At 68.4% G+C, this 17,086-nt stretch carries 13 protein-coding genes, 1 tRNA gene and 1 pseudogene; 4 read left to right on the top strand and 11 right to left on the bottom strand.

What is annotated here, in order from left to right; all coding sequences use genetic code 11:
- Window positions 1-6: 6 nt before the first annotated feature.
- Window positions 7-1,830 carry a 5'-nucleotidase C-terminal domain-containing protein gene (locus ACZ5PB_RS28460; protein WP_468694904.1) on the bottom strand — a complete coding sequence of 608 codons (1,824 nt, stop codon included), beginning with the start codon at window positions 1,828-1,830 and terminating at the stop codon, window positions 7-9.
- A gap of 235 nt (window positions 1,831-2,065) precedes the next feature.
- Between ACZ5PB_RS28460 and ACZ5PB_RS28455 the strand changes: the two genes are divergently transcribed.
- Together ACZ5PB_RS28455 and pyk are read left to right on the top strand one after the other, a co-directional pair.
- Window positions 2,066-2,767 (top strand): SIMPL domain-containing protein, encoded by a 702-nt coding sequence (locus tag ACZ5PB_RS28455; protein WP_468694902.1) that lies wholly within the window; start codon window positions 2,066-2,068, stop codon window positions 2,765-2,767.
- A gap of 133 nt (window positions 2,768-2,900) precedes the next feature.
- Window positions 2,901-4,334: a pyruvate kinase gene (pyk, locus tag ACZ5PB_RS28450; protein WP_468694901.1), complete on the top strand. Its 1,434-nt coding sequence runs from the start codon at window positions 2,901-2,903 to the stop codon at window positions 4,332-4,334.
- Window positions 4,335-4,344: 10 nt separating this feature from the next.
- Here pyk and ACZ5PB_RS28445 read toward each other — a convergent pair.
- Together ACZ5PB_RS28445 and ACZ5PB_RS28440 are read right to left on the bottom strand one after the other, a co-directional pair.
- A pseudogene (locus ACZ5PB_RS28445) lies at window positions 4,345-4,428 on the bottom strand (transcriptional regulator); the annotation flags it as partial.
- A gap of 148 nt (window positions 4,429-4,576) precedes the next feature.
- Window positions 4,577-4,649, bottom strand: a tRNA-Leu gene (locus ACZ5PB_RS28440).
- Window positions 4,650-4,748: 99 nt separating this feature from the next.
- On the opposite strand from ACZ5PB_RS28440, the gene ACZ5PB_RS28435 reads away from it, so the two are divergent.
- Complete coding sequence (locus ACZ5PB_RS28435) at window positions 4,749-5,402, top strand: ANTAR domain-containing response regulator (RefSeq protein ID WP_468694899.1); 654 nt, start codon at window positions 4,749-4,751, stop codon at window positions 5,400-5,402.
- Between the two features lie 83 nt (window positions 5,403-5,485).
- Here ACZ5PB_RS28435 and ACZ5PB_RS28430 read toward each other — a convergent pair whose 3' ends face one another.
- From ACZ5PB_RS28430 to ACZ5PB_RS28405, 6 genes are all read right to left on the bottom strand, one after another.
- The gene (locus ACZ5PB_RS28430; protein ID WP_468694897.1) at window positions 5,486-6,202 is read right to left on the bottom strand and encodes an ABC transporter ATP-binding protein; all 717 of its coding nucleotides are present in this window, start codon (window positions 6,200-6,202) and stop codon (window positions 5,486-5,488) included.
- Window positions 6,199-7,089: an ABC transporter ATP-binding protein gene (locus tag ACZ5PB_RS28425; RefSeq protein ID WP_468694931.1), complete on the bottom strand. Its 891-nt coding sequence runs from the start codon at window positions 7,087-7,089 to the stop codon at window positions 6,199-6,201. Before ACZ5PB_RS28425 ends, ACZ5PB_RS28430 begins: the two co-directional genes overlap by 4 nt.
- Window positions 7,090-7,094: 5 nt before the next feature.
- Complete coding sequence (locus ACZ5PB_RS28420; protein WP_468694930.1) at window positions 7,095-8,900, bottom strand: branched-chain amino acid ABC transporter permease; 1,806 nt, start codon at window positions 8,898-8,900, stop codon at window positions 7,095-7,097.
- 5 nt (window positions 8,901-8,905) lie between these two features.
- Window positions 8,906-9,835 (bottom strand): branched-chain amino acid ABC transporter permease, encoded by a 930-nt coding sequence (locus ACZ5PB_RS28415; protein ID WP_468694894.1) that lies wholly within the window; start codon window positions 9,833-9,835, stop codon window positions 8,906-8,908.
- A 99-nt stretch (window positions 9,836-9,934) separates the two neighbouring features.
- A complete protein-coding gene (locus tag ACZ5PB_RS28410) occupies window positions 9,935-11,161 on the bottom strand; it encodes a branched-chain amino acid ABC transporter substrate-binding protein (protein WP_468694927.1) in 1,227 nt (408 codons plus the stop codon).
- Window positions 11,162-11,647: 486 nt separating this feature from the next.
- Entirely contained in the window at window positions 11,648-12,076 is a 429-nt protein-coding gene (locus ACZ5PB_RS28405) for a hypothetical protein (protein WP_468694892.1), read from the bottom strand.
- Window positions 12,077-12,222: 146 nt separating this feature from the next.
- On the opposite strand from ACZ5PB_RS28405, the gene ACZ5PB_RS28400 reads away from it, so the two are divergent.
- A complete protein-coding gene (locus tag ACZ5PB_RS28400) occupies window positions 12,223-14,142 on the top strand; it encodes a Xaa-Pro dipeptidyl-peptidase (protein ID WP_468694890.1) in 1,920 nt (639 codons plus the stop codon).
- Here ACZ5PB_RS28400 and ACZ5PB_RS28395 read toward each other — a convergent pair.
- The gene (locus tag ACZ5PB_RS28395) at window positions 14,132-14,620 is read right to left on the bottom strand and encodes a PaaI family thioesterase (protein ID WP_468694889.1); all 489 of its coding nucleotides are present in this window, start codon (window positions 14,618-14,620) and stop codon (window positions 14,132-14,134) included. The genes ACZ5PB_RS28400 and ACZ5PB_RS28395 overlap by 11 nt on opposite strands.
- A 72-nt stretch (window positions 14,621-14,692) precedes the next feature.
- Complete coding sequence (locus ACZ5PB_RS28390; RefSeq protein WP_468694887.1) at window positions 14,693-16,972, bottom strand: FdhF/YdeP family oxidoreductase; 2,280 nt, start codon at window positions 16,970-16,972, stop codon at window positions 14,693-14,695.
- Window positions 16,973-17,086 lie beyond the last annotated feature (114 nt).

Below are 17,086 nucleotides of genomic sequence, written 5' to 3'. Positions count from 1 at the left end.
CCACGCCTAGAACACCGGCGTACCGTCCCGCGTCAGCTTCCACCCCACCGAAGCGAACACCTTCGGATCGATGGTCCCCTTCGCCTTCACCCACGTGATGATCGTGTTACGGATCTCCTCCGAGTTCGCCCACAGCTGCTTCGCCCCCGCGATGTGCGGGAACGCGCCACCGCCCGACGCCCGGTAGTTGTTCACCGCGAACACGAACTGCGCCTTCGGGTCCAGCGGCTTCCCGTCGAACGCCAGCTTCACGATCCGCGAGCCCTTCGGCTTCGCGATGTCGATCTCGTACGTCAGACCCGACACCACGTCGTAGTTGTAGTCGGGGGTGTTCTCGGCGTTCGTCAGCTTCGCCGTGTCCACCGGACCGCCCGCCGCCGTCTGCACGTAGTACTTCGCCGAGTACTCCAGGTACTCCTTGATCTGCGCACCCGTCAGCAGCCGCGCCTCAAGCGTGTTCTCGAACGGGTAAAGACCCGCCGCGTCCTTGATGGTGATCTCCCCGGCCGGCACCTTCGCCGTCCGCGAGAAGCACGACGCCTGCGAAAGCACCGGCAGCGCCGCGTACTCGCCGCCCGCCAGTGCCGCCTTCACCGTCTCGGCCTGCACCAGGTTGATCAGATCGATCAGCGGCTCGTCCTTCCACGCCGCCTCCGCCGTCGCCATCGCCGCCGTCGAGGTGCCGATGACCTGGTTGACGTACGCCACGACCTTCTTGTGCTCGTCGGCGAGCATCCCGGTGATCCGGCGGTCCTCCGCGACGGTGTTGGAGTTCAGGACCCGCGCCCCGACCTTCTCCACCGTCCAGCGGCCCTTCGCCCACACCAGCTCGAAGTCGAACAGCGTCAGCCGCTGCCCCCACTTCAGCGGCTCCGACAGCACGACCTTCTTGCCCGTCGCCTTGTTCTCGACGAAGTACTCGGGGATCTCCGTGTGCGCGTGACCCACCAGGATCGCGTCGATGCCAGGCACCTGCTCCGCGACCAGACCGGCCGCGTTCTCCACGTACGGCAGCTGGTCACCGTACGAAGACGTCCCGCTGGAACCCGAGTGCGCCGACACCAGCACCACGTCCGCGCCCATCGAGCGCAGCTTCGGCACCCACTTCGCCGCCTGCTCCTCAAGCCCCGGGAACACCATCTTCCCCTGGACGTTCATCTTGTCCCAGATGGCGATCCCGGGGTTCGTCAGCCCCAGCACCGCCACCTTCACGTCCCGGCCGTGCGGGGTGCGCAGCCGGTGCATGCTGTACGGGCGGAACGCGGGCCGCAGCGTCTTCGCGTCCAGCGCGTTCGCACCCAGCAGCGGGAAGTCGCACTGCTCCTCGAACTTCCGCAGCACCGGAATGCCGTAGTTGAACTCGTGGTTGCCGAGCGCGGCCGCGTCGTAACCGATCTTGTTCATCGCCTGCGCCATCGGGTGCACCGGACCGCGCTTCGCGGTGATCGGGTCGACCTTGGCGTAGTAGTACGAGAGCTGGGTGCCCTGGATCGTGTCACCTGCGTCGATCAGCAGCGTGTTGCGGCGGCCCTTCTCCTTGCGGACCTCGTTCACCAGCGTGGAGATCTTCGCCAGGCCCACGTCGTTGTGGTCCTTGTCGTCGAACTCCTTGTCGGTGAAATAGTCCCAGTTGAAGACGTTTCCATGCAGATCGGTCGTCCCCATCACCGTGAACGAGTACCGCTTCGGCGGCCGGCCGTGGCCGTGCCCGCCCCCGTGGTGGCCGTCACGAACCTGCGCCTCGGCCGTCCCGGCGACCCCGCCCGCCAGCGCCACACCGGCACCGGTAGCAGCGGTCTTCCCCAGGAACGTCCGTCGATTCAGCGGCATTTGCTCTCCTTCATCCCCTCGTTGCCCTGCACAACGCGCGTAGATTCTGACCCAGGCGCCACAGGAGGCGACACCCCTCGCAGGTTGCGATCTGATGACTCCCCGATGTCGGACCCGGATGTCAGAGTGGTCCGTACGCCGCCGGGCAGCAGCCACAGCAGTCGTAGCCGTAGTCGCTGGCGCCGTCGCTGTACGAGACCGAGACCGCCGCCCCACGAGCAGAGGGAGCCCGCCCATGAGCAGCCCGACAGCCTCCGCCCCCTACGGCACCCCCGAAGCCCCCCGCGTCGCCGTCCGCGGCGAGGCCCGCCTCGAAGTCGACCCCGAGATCGCCCGTATCGGCATCACCGTCAGCGCCCGGGGCACCGACCGCCGCAACGCCCTCGAAGACCTCACCCGGCGCAACGCCGCCGTCCTCGACCTCGTCAAGACGTACGGCGACGCCGTCGAGAAGCTCGAAACCGGGTCCTTCTCCATCAACCCCGAACTCACCCGCAAGGGCCGGGGCGAACACATCCACGCCTACCACGGCCGGGTCCACGTCACCGCCGAGCTCGCCGACTTCACCGCCCTCGGCGAACTCACCACCCGCCTCTCCGACCTCGAACTCACCCGCGTCGACGGCCCCTGGTGGGCACTGCGCCCCACCTCACCCGTCTACGGACAGGCCAGGACCCAGGCAGTCCGCGAAGCCGTGGTCCGCGCCCGCGAATACGCGTCGGCCCTCGACACCCGCCTCATCGCCCTCCTCGAACTCGCCGACGAGAGAGCCGAGCACGCCGAACCCATGCCCATGGCCCGGGGAATGCGCATGGCCGCGTACGGCGGCGCCGCCGAGATGGAGGAGTCCGCCCCCGCCCTCGACCTCGAACCCCAGCGCCAGACCGTCTACGCCCACGTCAACGCACGCTTCACGATGGCTCCGCCGGCCCTCTGACGGCACACGGGAATTGCTCATCAGAGCACCCCTGCGCACAATTCAACACTTGTCAATAACCTTTCACCCAAAGGTTGTTGAGTAGTCATGCACAGCCAATTACCTACCCATCGGTAAGCCCTAGGCTCGAAACATGCGCCGAGCAAAGATCGTTTGTACCCTGGGGCCCGCCACCGACACATACGACCAGATCAAAGCCCTGGTCGAAGCCGGAATGGACATCGCCCGCTTCAACCTCAGCCACGGCACCTACGCCGAACACGAGGAGCGTTACCGGCACGTACGCAAAGCCTCCGAGGAGACCGGACGCAGCGTCGGCATCCTCGCCGACCTTCAAGGCCCGAAGATCCGCCTCGGACGCTTTCGCGAAGGCCCCGTACTCCTTGAACGCGGTGACGACTTCACCATCACCGTCGAACCCATGGAGGGCGACCGCCACACCTGTGGCACGACGTACGAAGGGCTGAACTCGGACGTCACCGCCGGCGAGCGCATCCTCGTCGACGACGGCAAGGTCACCCTCGAAGTCACCTCGGTCGACGGACCCCGCGTCCACACCAAGGTCATCGAGGGCGGCATGGTCTCCGACCACAAGGGCCTCAACCTCCCCGGCGTCGCGGTCTCCGTCCCCGCGCTCTCCGAGAAGGACATCGACGACCTCCGCTGGGCACTGCGCAAGGGCGCCGACATCATCGCCCTCTCCTTCGTCCGCAGCGGACGCGACATCGAAGACGTGCACCGCATCATGCGCGAGGAGAACCGCCACCTCCCCGTCATCGCCAAGGTCGAGAAGCCGCAAGCCGTCTCGGCCATCGATGACATCGTCGCCGCCTTCGACGGCATCATGGTCGCCCGCGGCGACCTCGGCGTCGAAATGCCCCTGGAACAGGTTCCGATCGTCCAGAAGCGCGCCATCAAGCTCGCCAAGCGCAACGCCAAGCCGGTCATCGTCGCGACCCAGATGCTCGACTCCATGATCGAGAACTCCCGCCCCACCCGCGCCGAGGCCTCCGACGTCGCCAACGCCGTCATCGACGGCACGGACGCCGTGATGCTCTCCGGCGAGACCAGCGTCGGCAAGTACCCCATCGAAACGGTCCGCACGATGAGCCGCATCGTCGAAGCGGCGGAGGAGGACATCCTCGCCAAGGGCCTCCCGCCCCTCACGGAGCGCAACAAGCCCCGCACCCAGGGCGGCGCGGTAGCCCGCGCGGCGGCGGAGATGGGGGATTTTTTGGGCGCCAAATTCCTGGTCGCCTTCACCCAGTCCGGCGACACGGTCAAGCGCCTCTCCCGCTACCGCTCCCCGATCCCGCTCCTCGCCTTCACCCCCGAGCCGTCCACCCGCTCCCAGCTCAACCTCACCTGGGGCGTGGAAACCTTCCTGGGCCCCAAGGTCGACTCGACGGACGAGATGGTCGCCCAGGTCGACGAGGAACTCCTGCGCATCGGCCGCTGCCAGAAGGGCGACGTGGTCGTCATCACGGCAGGCTCCCCGCCGGGAGTCGCGGGCTCGACGAACCTGGTCCGCATCCACCACATCGGCGAGGACGACAGCCCCAAGTAGGCGGAAGAGGCTAGTACTTGGGCCCGACGTGGGCGTCCATCAGAGCGACGGACGCCCGTCGGGCCACGGAGACGTCGTACGGGCGGCCGTGACGGGGGCGCCCGGGCGGGCTCGCGCGCTGTCCTGTCGCACCCCGGGGGATCTTGGAAGTGAACCCGCGGCGGCGCATGAAAAAGGCGACACGCTCACACGTCCGTGTGGTGTGTCGCCATTGTCACGCGACCTTGGAATCCAAGGGAGAGTACCCCGAGTCGGATTCGAACCGACGCTGTGTGGGTTTTGAATCCACTGCCTCTTCCGCTGGGCTACCGGGGCTCCTTCGAAACGAAGGAAGGGGTTGACCCTCCGTGTCCTAACCATACCGCAGCTAGGTACGCTCATGGGAAGCCGTATCGCCCTGTATCGAGGAGCCCCGTGACCACCCCCGAGTCGCCCCAGCCCGCCGACGACGCCACGTCGCACGTCCCGCCGCTGACGACCCGTGTCGTCATCGCCGAGGACGAAGCCCTCATCCGGCTCGACCTCAAGGAGATGCTGGAGGAGGAGGGCTACACGGTCGTGGGCGAGGCCGGGGACGGGGCGAAAGCCGTGGAGCTGGCTCGGGAGCACAAGCCGGATCTGGTGATCCTGGATGTGAAGATGCCCGTGCTCGACGGGATCTCCGCCGCCGAGCAGATCGCGGCCGAGTCCATCGCTCCCGTACTGATGCTGACCGCCTTCTCGCAGCGCGATCTGGTCGAGCGGGCCAGGGACGCCGGGGCCATGGCGTACCTGGTGAAGCCGTTCAGCAAGAGTGATGTGGTTCCGGCGATCGAGATGGCCGTCTCGCGCTTCACCGAGCTGAAGGCGCTGGAGAACGAGGTCGCGGACCTCACGCTCCGGCTGGAGACGCGCAAGCTGGTGGACCGGGCGAAGTCGATCCTGCAGACGCAGTACGGGCTGACCGAGCCGGCCGCGTTCCGGTGGATCCAGAAGACGTCGATGGACCGCCGGCTGTCCATGCAGCAGGTGGCCGAGGCGGTCATCGAGGACGCCGAGGAGAAGAAGGCCGCGGCCAAGGAGCAGTAGGCCGCACCTGGTGGTGTACGGCGAAGGGGCTCGGCTCGCGTGATGAACGCGGGCCGAGCCCCTTTCCCGTACCAGGAGAGCGGTCAGTCCTCGCCGAGGTAGGCCTTGCGGACGGACTCGTCGTGGAGGAGGTGCTGGCCGGTCCCGGAGAGGACGATCTTGCCGATCTCCATGACGTGGCCGTGGTCGGCGAGGGAGAGCGCCGCCTGGGCGTTCTGCTCGACGAGGAGGATCGTCGTGCCGGAGGCGCGGAGCTCGACGATGGTCTCCATGATCTTCTGCATCATGATCGGGGAGAGGCCCATGGAGGGCTCGTCGAGCATGAGCAGCTTGGGCTGGGACATCAGGGCCCGGCCCATGGCGAGCATCTGCTGCTCGCCGCCGGAGAGGGTTCCGGCGGCCTGCTTCCTGCGCTCCCCGAGGATGGGGAAGAGGTCGTAGGCGCGCTGGATGTCCTTCTCGATGCCTGCCTTGTCGTCCCGGAGGAAGGCGCCGAGCTGGAGGTTCTCCGTGATGGTGAGGCGGGGGAAGATGTGCCGGCCTTCGGGGGAGTGGGCCAGTCCGAAGGAGACGATTCTGTGGGCGGGGATGCCCGCGAGGGGCTTGCCGTCGAAGATGATCTTGCCGGAGCTCGGTTTGAGGAGTCCGGAGATGGTGCGCAGGGTGGTGGTCTTGCCGGCGCCGTTGGTGCCGATGAGCGTGACGACCTGGCCTGCTTCGACGGAGAAGCTGATGCCCTTGACGGCTTCGATCTTGCCGTAGGAGACGCGGAGGTCCTCGACCTCCAGGAGGGCGGTCACTTGGAGTCTCCTTCTGCGGCGCGGTCCGTGCTGGTGTTGCTCTGTGCCTCGGCCTGGGCTTCGGCGGCTTCGACCTCGGCGGCCTCCTCGGCGCCCGGGGCGCCTTCGAAGGGGGTGCCGAGGTAGGCGGCGACCACGCGCTCGTCGCTCTGGACGGTGTCGGGGGTGCCTTCGACGAGTTTTTCGCCCTGGACGAGGCAGGCGACGCGGTCGCAGAGGTTGAAGATGAAGCGCATGTCGTGCTCGATGACGAGTACGGCGATGCCCTGGTCGCGGATCGCGAAGATGAGCTCTTCGGTGACGCGGGTCTCCTGCGGGTTCATGCCCGCGGTGGGCTCGTCCAGGAGGAGGAGTCCGGGTTCGCTGGCCAGCGCGCGGGCGATCTCCAGCTTGCGCTGTTCTCCGTAGGGGAGATTGCGGGAGAGGTGGTTGGCCTTGTGCGCGAGGCCGATGAACTCCAGGAGTTCCATGGCGCGTTCGTGGGACGCCTTCTCGGCCTTCTTGAAGCCGGGGCCGCGCAGGAGGGCCGAGAAGAGGCCCTCCTTGGTGCGGGTGTGGCGGCCGACGAGGACGTTCTCCAGGACGGTCATGTTGGCGAAGAGCCGGATGTTCTGGAAGGTGCGGGCGATGCCTGCCTTGGTGACCAGGTGGGGCTTGGGCGGCAGGACGGTGCCCTTGTAGCTGACCTTGCCCTCGGTGGGGATGTACAGCCCGGTGAGGCAGTTGAAGAAGGTGGTCTTGCCGGCGCCGTTGGGGCCGATGAGGCCGACGATCTCGCCGCTGTTGACCTGGAGGCTGACGTCGCGGACGGCGGTGAGACCGCCGAAGCGCATGGTGACGCCGCTGGCGTCGAGCACGGTCGTGGTGGTGGCTGTGGTGGTCGTCATGGTGTTCACGCCCCCGCCTTCGTGCCGCCGGCTGTCTGGGCGGGCAGCTCTTCGTCGGGGACGTCGAGTTGTCCTGTCTCGTGGAATTCGAGTTTCTTGCGCCGGTCGGCGATCAGTCCCTCGGGGCGGAAGCGCATCAGGAGGATGAGGGCGAGTCCGAAGAGGACGAGCTGGTAGTCCTTCATGAATGCGAGCTTCGCGGGGATGAGGTACAGGAGCGAGGCGCCGACGAGGGGGCCCGCGATGGTGCCCATGCCGCCGAGGATGACGGCGGCGAGCAGGAACGCGGAGTTGGGTGCCACCGACCCGGCGAACTGGTACTGCTCGGGGGTGACGCTGTACCCGAGGTGTGCCTGTACGGCGCCGGCGAAGCCCGCGAGGGAGGCGCCGAGGGCGAAGGCCAGGAGCTTGAGGCGGAAGCCGTTGATGCCCATGGCGGTGGCGGCGGTCTCGTCCTCGCGGATGGCGACCCAGGCGCGTCCGATGCGGGACTCGGCGGAGCGGCGGAAGACGAGGACGACGATGACGGTGAACACCAGCATCAGCAGGAAGTAGTTGGACGACCTGGTGAGGGTGAAGCCGAGTACGTCGTGCGGGAGGCCGAGTTCGAATCCGAAGATCTTGAGCTCGGGGATGTTGGTGATGCCGTTGGCGCCGTTGGTGACGTCGGGGCCGCTGACTCCGTTCAGGTTGTTCACGGTGATGCGGAAGATCTCACCGAAGCCGAGGGTCACGATGGCGAGGTAGTCGCCGCGCAGCCGCAGGGTGGGGGCGCCGATCAGGACGCCGAACAGGAGTGAGGCCGCGGCGCCGGTCAACGCGGCTGCCCAGAAGGGGAATTCGACCTTGAGGGCGGAGCTGGCGGTGCCGGAGACGAGTGCCGCGGTGTAGGCGCCCACGCCGAGGAAGGCGACGTATCCGAGGTCGAGGAGTCCGGCGAGGCCGACGACGACGTTGAGGCCCAGGGCGACGGTGGCGAAGATCAGGACCTGGGCGCCGATGAGGGCGTACTGGTCGTTGCTCTGGGTGAACGGGAAGCAGATCGCGACCGCGAAGGCTCCGGCGACGGAGACCCTGGTGTGCTTGCTCGCGAGGGCCGATGCGCGCTTGAAGAGTCCGGCCTTGTTGATCGCGGGGAAGGCGAAGGCGATGGCGATCAGGAACCCGATGAAGGGTTCGGGGTCCTCGATGTCGATGCCGTAGGCGAAGAGGTAGAGGCCCGCGGCGAAGAGGGCGCTGAGGATGAGGATCTCGGCCCAGCTGGGAATGGGCTTGGCCGTGCCCGGTGCGGGGGCGGCGAAGCTGTGCCGGAGCTTGGCGCCGAAGCCCTCTTCGAGTGCGTCGTCGTTCTGGTCGGAGGGCAGCCCGAAGGCACCGATGAGGGCGACGAGGGCGCCGATGCCGGTGACCCAGGCACCGGGTTCGAGGTTGACGGCGCCGCCGAGGGCGACGGATATCGCGCCCATGGTGAAGCCGATGGTGCCGAAGGTGGCGAGTGCCAGCAGCCGTACGGGGCTGTGGGTGCCGCCGGGAGTGAGCCAGCGCAGGCCGCGGATGCCGTACCCGGAGAGGGTGAACAGCAGGGTGAGGACGGCCAGGACGAGGACGAGGGACTGGAGGCCCGCGGGGTAGCCGGTGACGGTGAGGTCGCCGGGGAACTCGTCGGTCCAGGTCCAGGCGAGGAAGGTGCCCGCGAGGGCGACGACCGAGCCCGCGAGGGCGAGGATACGGGCGGCGCCGAGGGGGAGCGGAATGACGGGTGCTCCGCCGGTGGCGGCCGTGGGCGGCGTGTTCTTGGTGGTGTTGGTCATGGTGCTCACGCCCGATCCGCGACGCGCTCGCCCAGTAGGCCCTGGGGCCTGACGAGGAGCACGATGATGAGGAGGCTGAAGGCCCAGACGTCCTTCCAGCTGCCGCCGCCGAAGAGCTCCATGCCGGGGATCTCGGCGACGTAGCCGGTGGCGAGGGCTTCTGCGACGCCCAGGACGAGGCCGCCGAGCATGGCTCCGTAGATGTTGCCGATGCCGCCGAGGACCGCTGCGGTGAAGGCCTTCAGTCCGAGGATGAAGCCCATGCGGAAGCCGACCTGGCCGTTGTGGAGTCCGTAGCCGACCGCCGCGATGGCCGCGAAGGCGGCGCCGATCGCGAAGGCGGTGACGATGATGCGGTCGGTGTTGATGCCCATGAGCTTGGCGGTGTCGGGGTCCTGGGCGGTGGCCTGCATGCCGCGGCCGGTGCGCGTCTTGTTGACGAAGACGCCCAGGACGATCATGCAGACGGGTGCGGCGATGAGCAGGAAGAAGTCGCTGGGCTGGATGTGCGCGCCGAGGATGTCGAGGGACTCGCCCTGGAAGCGGGGGAAGGGGTGGTCCTTCTTGGCGTCCGGGTACCACTGCCAGACGAGTTGTTGCAGGACGATGGAGAGCCCGATCGCGGTGATCAGCGGTGCCAGCCGTGGTGCGCCTCGTAGTGGTCGGTAGGCGAAGCGTTCGGCGGCGGTTGCCACGGCGACGGAGACGACGACTCCGCCGAGGATCATGAGCGGGATGGCTGCGCCGAGTGCGAACCCGGTGGGCAGTATCAGGTAGACGGTCAGGGCGCCGAAGCCGCCGACCATGAATATCTCGCCGTGGGCGAAGTTGATGAGCTGGACAATGCCGTAGACCATCGTGTAGCCGATCGCGATGAGACCGTACATCGCGCCGAGGATGAGTCCATTGGCCAGCTGTTGCGGCAGTTCGTGCACCGCAGGGCCTCCGTCAGTGGTTCGGAATGTGGCACCGCGCGGGAGCGCTGGTGGCGCGCCCGCGCGGTCTGGGGGTGTCGCGTGGAGCGGAGGCCGTGGTTACGGCTTGTACGCCTCGCTGTGCTTCGGCTTCCAGGCGCCGCCCTCGATCTTGTAGGCGGTCATCATGGTGTTGGTGGTGTCGCCGAACTCGTCGAAGGAGACGGGTCCTGTGACGCCGTCGAACTTGACCTTGGACATGGCCGTGAGGACCTTGGTGCGGAGGTCGTCGGGGACCTTGCCGCCGTTGTCGGCCACGGCGATCTTGACGGCCTCGATGATCGACCAGGTGGCGTCGTAGGTGCCGCCGCCGTAGGCCTCGTAGGCGTCCTTGCCGTAGCCGCCCGCGTTGTAGTCCGCGATGAACTTCTTGGCGGAGTCGAGCAGCTCGACGGGCTTGCCGACGGAGGTGGCGAGGTCGCCCTCGGCCTTCTTGTTGAGCTTGGGGAACTCGGCGCTGTAGATGCCGTCGCCGCCCATGAGCGGGATCTTGGTGCCGCTGTCCTTGAGCTGCTGGCTCAGCGGGCCGGCCGCGGGGTACTCGCCGCCGTAGTAGAGGGCCTTGGCGCCGGAGTTCTTGACCTTGGTGACGACGGCGTTGAAGTCGCGGTCCTCGGGGTTGATGTGGTCGGTGCCCACGATCTTGCCGCCGAGCTTGGTGAACTGGTCCTTGAAGGACGCGGCGAGGCCGGCGCCGTAGGTCTTCTGGTCGTCCATCAGGTAGACCTTGTCGATCTTCGCCTGGGTGAAGAGGTACTTCGCGGCGAAGGCGCCCTGGACCTGGTCGGTGGTGGCCGTGCGGAAGAAGGAGGCGAAGGGCCGCTTCTTGTCGCCGGTCTTCCAGCCGTCGCCCTGGGTCAGCTCGGTTCCGGTGTTGGCCGGGGACACCTGGGTGAGCTTGGCGTCGTTGAGCGGCTTCTGCATGGACTGCGAGACGCTGGAGTTCAGCGGGCCGACGACGCCGACGACCTTCTTGTCGCTGATGAACTTCGCGGCGTTCTGCTGGCCGACGGAGGGCTGCGCCTGGTCGTCGAGGGGCTCGGTCTTGAACTCGACGCCGGGGACCACGTTGTTCTTGTTGGCGGTCTTGGCCGCGAGGTCGGCGGAGTTGCGGATGCCGAGGCCGAGGGCGGAGAGGTCGCCGCTCAGGGGGCTGTCGACGCCGATGACGACGGTGGTCTTCTTGCCGCCTCCGCTGGTGCCTCCGCTGCCGCCCTTGTCGTCGCGGGAGCCGCAGGCAGTGAGGGTCAGTGCTCCGGTGGTGAGCACTGTGGTGAGTATGAGCAAAGAACGGTGTCGCACGAAGGGGTCCTTTCCCTGGCGCGGCATGCCTCGATATGAGGTGCCGTGTCGTTCGCCGGGCCGTACGTGGGCGTTGCTGGCTGCGGTGCTGTGGCGACGCGCCCGGCGGCGCGGTGACTGGCCGTGACTCTAAGCGCATGGGATGGCGGCGGGGAGCGGCGTGCACAGGATGTGACGCTCTTGTTATGCCGTGGCCAGAAGTGAGGGGAACAGGTCGGTCTTTTCGTGCTTTTCCGGTGAGGCGCGGAATCTCGAATACCGAGAACTCCCAGCATATTTAAGGAGCTTGGGAGCTTCATGGTGCTGACAGTCCGCTATGCGGACAACTTGTGCAGGAAGGGTTCACGACGGCGCTCGCCGACGTGCTGGGGGTGTTGATTCCACTTTGCGCGCGCATTACGCTGCGTAACATTTTTGCGGCATCCGGACGGTCAATCCCGGAAAACGGTCACTGTCCGGCGGGGTCCGCGATCAGTGCCAGGGGTTACCGGTCGGTGTCGCGGTGCGGTAGCGGTCGGCGCAGTCCTGCTCGGTGCGGGCGGTGATGAGCTTCTCGGCGGCCGCGTCGCCCGCCCGTTCGCGCTCCTTGCGGGCGGCCTCCATGACGGCCACGACGATGTTGTTCGTGCCGTTGGAGAGCCCCTCCTTCATGAAGTCGCCGGTGCCGCGCCCGGCGAGCCGCTCGCGCACCCAGTAGCCGGTGATCTGTGCGCAGATCTCGGCGGGCGACTTGGTGGTCAGCGGCGGGAAGGAGGGCGTCTGGACGCCGACCGGCGGGGGTGTCCCTCCCGTACCGCCGCAGCCGGCCAGCAGGGCCGCCGCGGCGAGCGCGGAGGCGAGTGCGGCGGCGACTGCAGAGGTGAGTGCGGAGGTGAGTGCGGAGGTGCGCTTCTTCTCCATCTCCCCACGCTAGAACACGAGTTGAGAAGAATGAGGCGGCTGTGATGCGGCAGTGCACTCTGGTGCGTTCGGGGCGCACGCGGTGGAATGTGTACGCGCTCCCTGCGTGATCGTCGAATCCCCGCGCCCCCCTGGAGGCAGGCCCGATGGTGAGACCCGGTAGAGCGGAACGCACGATACGGACATGGGGCACGGCGGCACTGGCCGCGTCCCTCCTGGCGGCGCTCGCCACACCCGCCGCCGCGCGGTCCGACGAGGGCCCCGGACCCGCGCTGAAGATCGTCGACAACCGGACGGAGCCCGTCTTCTCGCGGGCCGACGCCGTCTTTCAGCTGGTCGACGTCGAGACCGAGGTGGACAGCGACCACGACGGCAGGCGGGACACCGTACGGATGCGGATCCTGCGGCCCAAGGAGACCGACGCCGGGCTGAAGGTCGCCACCATCATCGAGGCCAGCCCCTACTGGGGCGGCGGACCCGATGTGCCGTTCCACGACGTCGACCTGGACGAGGACGGGCTGCCGCTGGACGGCAAACGCCTCGACGGGGACGCCCGCAGGCCCTCGATGGCGGCGAACGGCCCGGTGACGTACGGCGGCTACTACGACAACTACTACCTGCCGCGCGGCTACGCGGTCGCCGAGGTCGACAGCGTCGGCACCGGCGCGGCCACCGGCTGCTCCACCTCCGGCGCGCGCAACGAGACGCTCGGTGCGAAGGCCGCCGTGGACTGGCTCGCCGGACGGGCCAGGGGCTGGGACCCGGACGGCAAACCGTCCCGGGCCACCTGGTCCACCGGCAACTCCGCGATGATGGGCATCTCGTACAACGCCACCCTGCCGACCGCCGTCGCCTCGACCGGCGTCAAGGGCCTCAAGGCGATCGTGCCGATCTCCGGGATCTCCTCCTGGTACGACTACTACCGGGCCGGCGGCGGCGTCGTCGCACCCGGCGGCTACCAGGGCGAGGACACCGACATCCTCGCCAAGGGCGTCAACAGCCGTACGAATCCGGAGATCTGCGCGCCCGTGCACGACGCGCTGACCGCCGAGCAGGACCGGGTGACCGGGGACTACGGTCCCTTCTGGCGCGAGCGGGACTACCTCAAGGACGTCGGGAAGATCAAGGCCGGGGTCTTCGTGGTGCACGGCTTCAACGACTGGAACGTGAAGACCAAGCACACCGTCCAGCTGTGGGAAGCGCTCAAGAAGCACAACGTGCCGCGCAAGATGTGGCTGCACCAGGCCGGGCACAGCAACCCGATGCCGCTGCGCATGGAGGAGTGGCTGCGGCAGACCCACCAGTGGTTCGACCACTGGCTGTACGGGCTGAAGAACGGCGCGCTGGACGAGCCGAAGGTGGATGTCGAGCAGGCGGACTTCAGCTGGAAGCGGCAGTCGGAGTGGCCGGCCAGGGGGACCCGCGAGGAGACGCTGCGGCTGAACGCCTCAGGGCTCTCGGCGTGGCCCGGTCTGCCGGTCAGGCAGTCGCTGACGGACGCGGGCCGCACCGTGCGGGCCGAGCAGCTGGTGGCCTCGCCGGACGCGGCGAACCCGAACCGGCTGGCGTACACCACCGACGCCCTCGGGCGGGACCTGCGGATCAACGGGGTGCCCAAGCTGTCGGTACGGGCCTCACTGAAGGGGAGCTCGCCGTACGTGACGGCGCTGCTCGTCGACTACGGCAAGGACACCCGGGCGACGGCGGGCCTGGCCCAGGACACCTCGCAGCCCCAGGTCTGCTACGGCCAGGGCATCCCGGGGGACACCGGCTGCGCCTACCGCACCAAGCACCGCACCGAGAGCGCCGACTTCAAAATCGTGTCGCGGGGCTGGCTGGACGCCCGGAACCGGAACTCCCTCTCCCGCCAGGACAAGGTCGTGGAGGGCCGGGAGTACGGGCTGAAGTGGGAGATGCAGCCGCAGGAGTACGTCTTCAAGAAGGGGCACCGGCTGGGCGTGGTGCTGATCTCGACGGACTTCGACTACACGCTGCGCCACCCGGCCGGGACGAGGATGACGGTCCGGGCCGGGGTCAGCAGTGTGACGCTGCCGGTCAGCCGGTGACCGGTGATACCGCCGAGGGTGCCTGCGGGGCGTCGCGCAGCATGCAGGTCAGGCGGGCCGTGCAGACCCGCTTGTCCTGCTCGTCGGTGATGACGATCTCGTAGGTGGCGGTGGAGCGTCCGCGGTGGACGGGGGTGGCCACACCGGTCACCAGTCCGCTGCGGGCGCCCCGGTGGTGGGTGCAGTTGAGGTCGACGCCCACGGCCAGCTTCTTGATGCCGCCGTGCAGCATCGCGCCCACGGAGCCCAGCGTCTCGGCCAGGACGGCGGAGGCGCCGCCGTGCAGCAGCCCGTACGGCTGGGTGTTGCCCTCGACGGGCATCGTGCCCACGACGCGGTCGGCGGACGCCTCGACGATCTCCACACCCATCCGGGTGCCGAGGTGCCCGGCGGAGAACAGCGCGGGCAGGTCGACGCCGAGCGCGGCGTACTCCTCGACGACCTCCGGCGGGAACTTCGCGGTGGACTTCTCACCCATGGGCCAGGCTCCGTTCGATGTACGTGACCGGTGGGGCCCGCCGAGCGGGCAGGCCCTCGACTAAGCGAACGCTCAGACGGTCGGTGATTGTTCCAGACGTACGATCACGGACTTGCTGGCGGGGGTGTTGCTGGTGTCCGCGGTCGCGTCCAGCGGGACCAGGACGTTGGTCTCCGGGTAGTACGCGGCGGCGCAGCCCCGGGCGGTCGGGTAGTGGACGACGCGGAAGCCGGGGGCGCGGCGCTCGACGCCGTCCTTCCACTCGCTGATCAGATCGGCGTACGCACCGTCGGCGAGCCCGAGTGCGCGGGCGTCCTCGGGGTTGACCAGGACGACGCGGCGGCCGTCCTTGATGCCCCGGTAGCGGTCGTCGAGGCCGTAGATGGTGGTGTTGTACTGGTCGTGGGAGCGCAGGGTCTGCAACAGCAGCCGCCCGGCCGGGAGTTCGGGGTACTCGACGGGGGCCGCGGTGAAGTTGGCCTTGCCGGTGGCGGTGGGGAAGCGGCGCTCGTCGCGCGGGCCGTGCGGGAGGGTGAAGCCGCCGGGGCGGGCCACCCGCGCGTTGAAGTCCTCGAAGCCCGGGACGACCCGGGAGATCCGGTCGCGGATGGTGGCGTAGTCCCGCTCGAACTCCTCCCAGGGCGTGGCCGATTCCTTGCCGAGGACGGCGCGCGCCATCCGGGCGACGATGGCGGGCTCGGACAGCAGGTGCGGGCTCGCGGGCGGCAGGTTGCCGCGCGAGGCGTGCACCATGCTCATCGAGTCCTCGACCGTCACGAACTGCTTCCCGCTCTTCTGCACGTCCTTGTCGGTGCGGCCGAGGGTGGGCAGGATCAGGGCGCGGGTGCCGGTGACCACGTGCGAGCGGTTGAGCTTGGTCGAGACGTGGACGGTGAGCGTGGCCTGCCGCATCGCCGCCTCGGTGACGTGCGTGTCGGGGGTGGCGGCCACGAAGTTGCCGCCCATCGCGAAGAACACCTTCGCGTCGCCGTCGCGCAGCGCCTGGATGGCGCGGACCACGTCGTACCCGTGGTGGCGGGGCGAGGTGATGCCGAATTCCTTGTCGAGGGCGTCGAGGAAGGCCGGGGCGGGCCGCTCGAAGATGCCCATGGTGCGGTCGCCCTGGACGTTGGAGTGGCCCCGGACGGGGCAGACCCCGGCGCCGGTGCGGCCGATGTTGCCGCGCAGCAGCAGGAAGTTGACGACCTCGCGGATGGTGGGCACCGAGTGCTTGTGCTGGGTCAGGCCCATCGCCCAGCACACGATGACCCGCTTGGAGGCGAGCACCATTCGCAGGGCGCGCTCGATGTCGGCGCGCTCCAGCCCGGTCGCGGCGAGCGTCTCGTCCCAGTCGGCCGCCTGCGCCGCTGCGGCGAACTCCTGGTAACCATGGGTGTGTTCCCGTACGAACAGCTCGTCGACGGCGCCCTCGGTGTCGAGGATCAGCTTGTTGAGGAGGCGGAAGAGGGCCTGGTCGCCGCCGAGGCGGATCTGCAGGAAGAGGTCGGTGAGGGCGGTGCCCTTGAGCATGCCCTGCGGGGTCTGCGGGTTCTTGAACTTCTCCAGCCCCGCCTCGGGCAGCGGATTCACCGAGATGATCTTCGCGCCCGCGTGCTTGGCCTTCTCCAGGGCGCTGAGCATGCGCGGGTGGTTGGTGCCGGGGTTCTGCCCGGCGACGATGATCAGGTCGGCCTGGTGCAGGTCCTCCAGGGAGACGCTGCCCTTGCCGATGCCGATGGTCTCCGTCAACGCGGACCCCGACGACTCGTGGCACATGTTGGAGCAGTCCGGCAGGTTGTTGGTGCCGAACTCGCGGGCGAAGAGCTGGAGCAGGAACGCCGCCTCGTTGCTGGTGCGGCCGGAGGTGTAGAAGAGGGCCTCGTCGGGGGAGCCGAGCGCCCTGAGCTCCGTACCTATCAGTTCGAAGGCGCGTTCCCAGGTCACGGGTACGTAGGTGTCGGAGCCCTCGTCGAGGAACATCGGCTCGGTGATCCGGCCCTGCTGCCCCAGCCAGTACCCGCTGCGCTCAGCGAGCTCCGGGACCGGGTGGGCGGCGAAGAACGCGGGGGTGACCCGGCGCAGGGTGGCTTCCTCGGCGACGGCCTTCGCGCCGTTCTCGCAGAACTCGGCGGTGTGCCGCCTGTCCTCCTCCGGCCAGGCGCAGCCGGGGCAGTCGAAGCCGCCCTTCTGGTTGACCTTGAGGAGGGTGCGCGCGGTGCGGACGGTGCCCATCTGCTGGTGGGCGGCGCGCAGGGTGTGCGCGATGGCGGGCAGCCCGGCGGCGGCGTGCTGCGGGGAGGCGACCTGCGGCGCGTCCTGGACCGGGTCCCCTGCGGGCGGCTTCGCTGCCATGGCGCTCCCCTTCGAGCGGGTGGATCTTCGAATCCTCGTGTACGTCCTCGTGGTGCGTCTTCGATCCTGTCACGGGCCACTGACAGCGAGTGCGTCAGGGGCGGGGCGTGAGCG

It is taken from the genome of Streptomyces sp. NPDC032721 (assembly GCF_055579625.1).
This window is presented reverse-complemented; position numbering and strand designations above follow the sequence as displayed.

Coding starts and splice junctions, on each gene's coding strand:
- ACZ5PB_RS28425 (WP_468694931.1), bottom strand. CDS start 7,089: ATGACGACCACCACAGCCACCACCACGACCGTGCTCGACGCCAGCGGC.
- ACZ5PB_RS28395 (WP_468694889.1), bottom strand. CDS start 14,620: ATGGGTGAGAAGTCCACCGCGAAGTTCCCGCCGGAGGTCGTCGAGGAG.
- ACZ5PB_RS28420 (WP_468694930.1), bottom strand. CDS start 8,900: ATGACCAACACCACCAAGAACACGCCGCCCACGGCCGCCACCGGCGGA.
- ACZ5PB_RS28400 (WP_468694890.1), top strand. CDS start 12,223: ATGGTGAGACCCGGTAGAGCGGAACGCACGATACGGACATGGGGCACG.
- ACZ5PB_RS28405 (WP_468694892.1), bottom strand. CDS start 12,076: ATGGAGAAGAAGCGCACCTCCGCACTCACCTCCGCACTCACCTCTGCA.
- ACZ5PB_RS28460 (WP_468694904.1), bottom strand. CDS start 1,830: ATGCCGCTGAATCGACGGACGTTCCTGGGGAAGACCGCTGCTACCGGT.
- pyk (WP_468694901.1), top strand. CDS start 2,901: ATGCGCCGAGCAAAGATCGTTTGTACCCTGGGGCCCGCCACCGACACA.
- ACZ5PB_RS28455 (WP_468694902.1), top strand. CDS start 2,066: ATGAGCAGCCCGACAGCCTCCGCCCCCTACGGCACCCCCGAAGCCCCC.
- ACZ5PB_RS28390 (WP_468694887.1), bottom strand. CDS start 16,972: ATGGCAGCGAAGCCGCCCGCAGGGGACCCGGTCCAGGACGCGCCGCAG.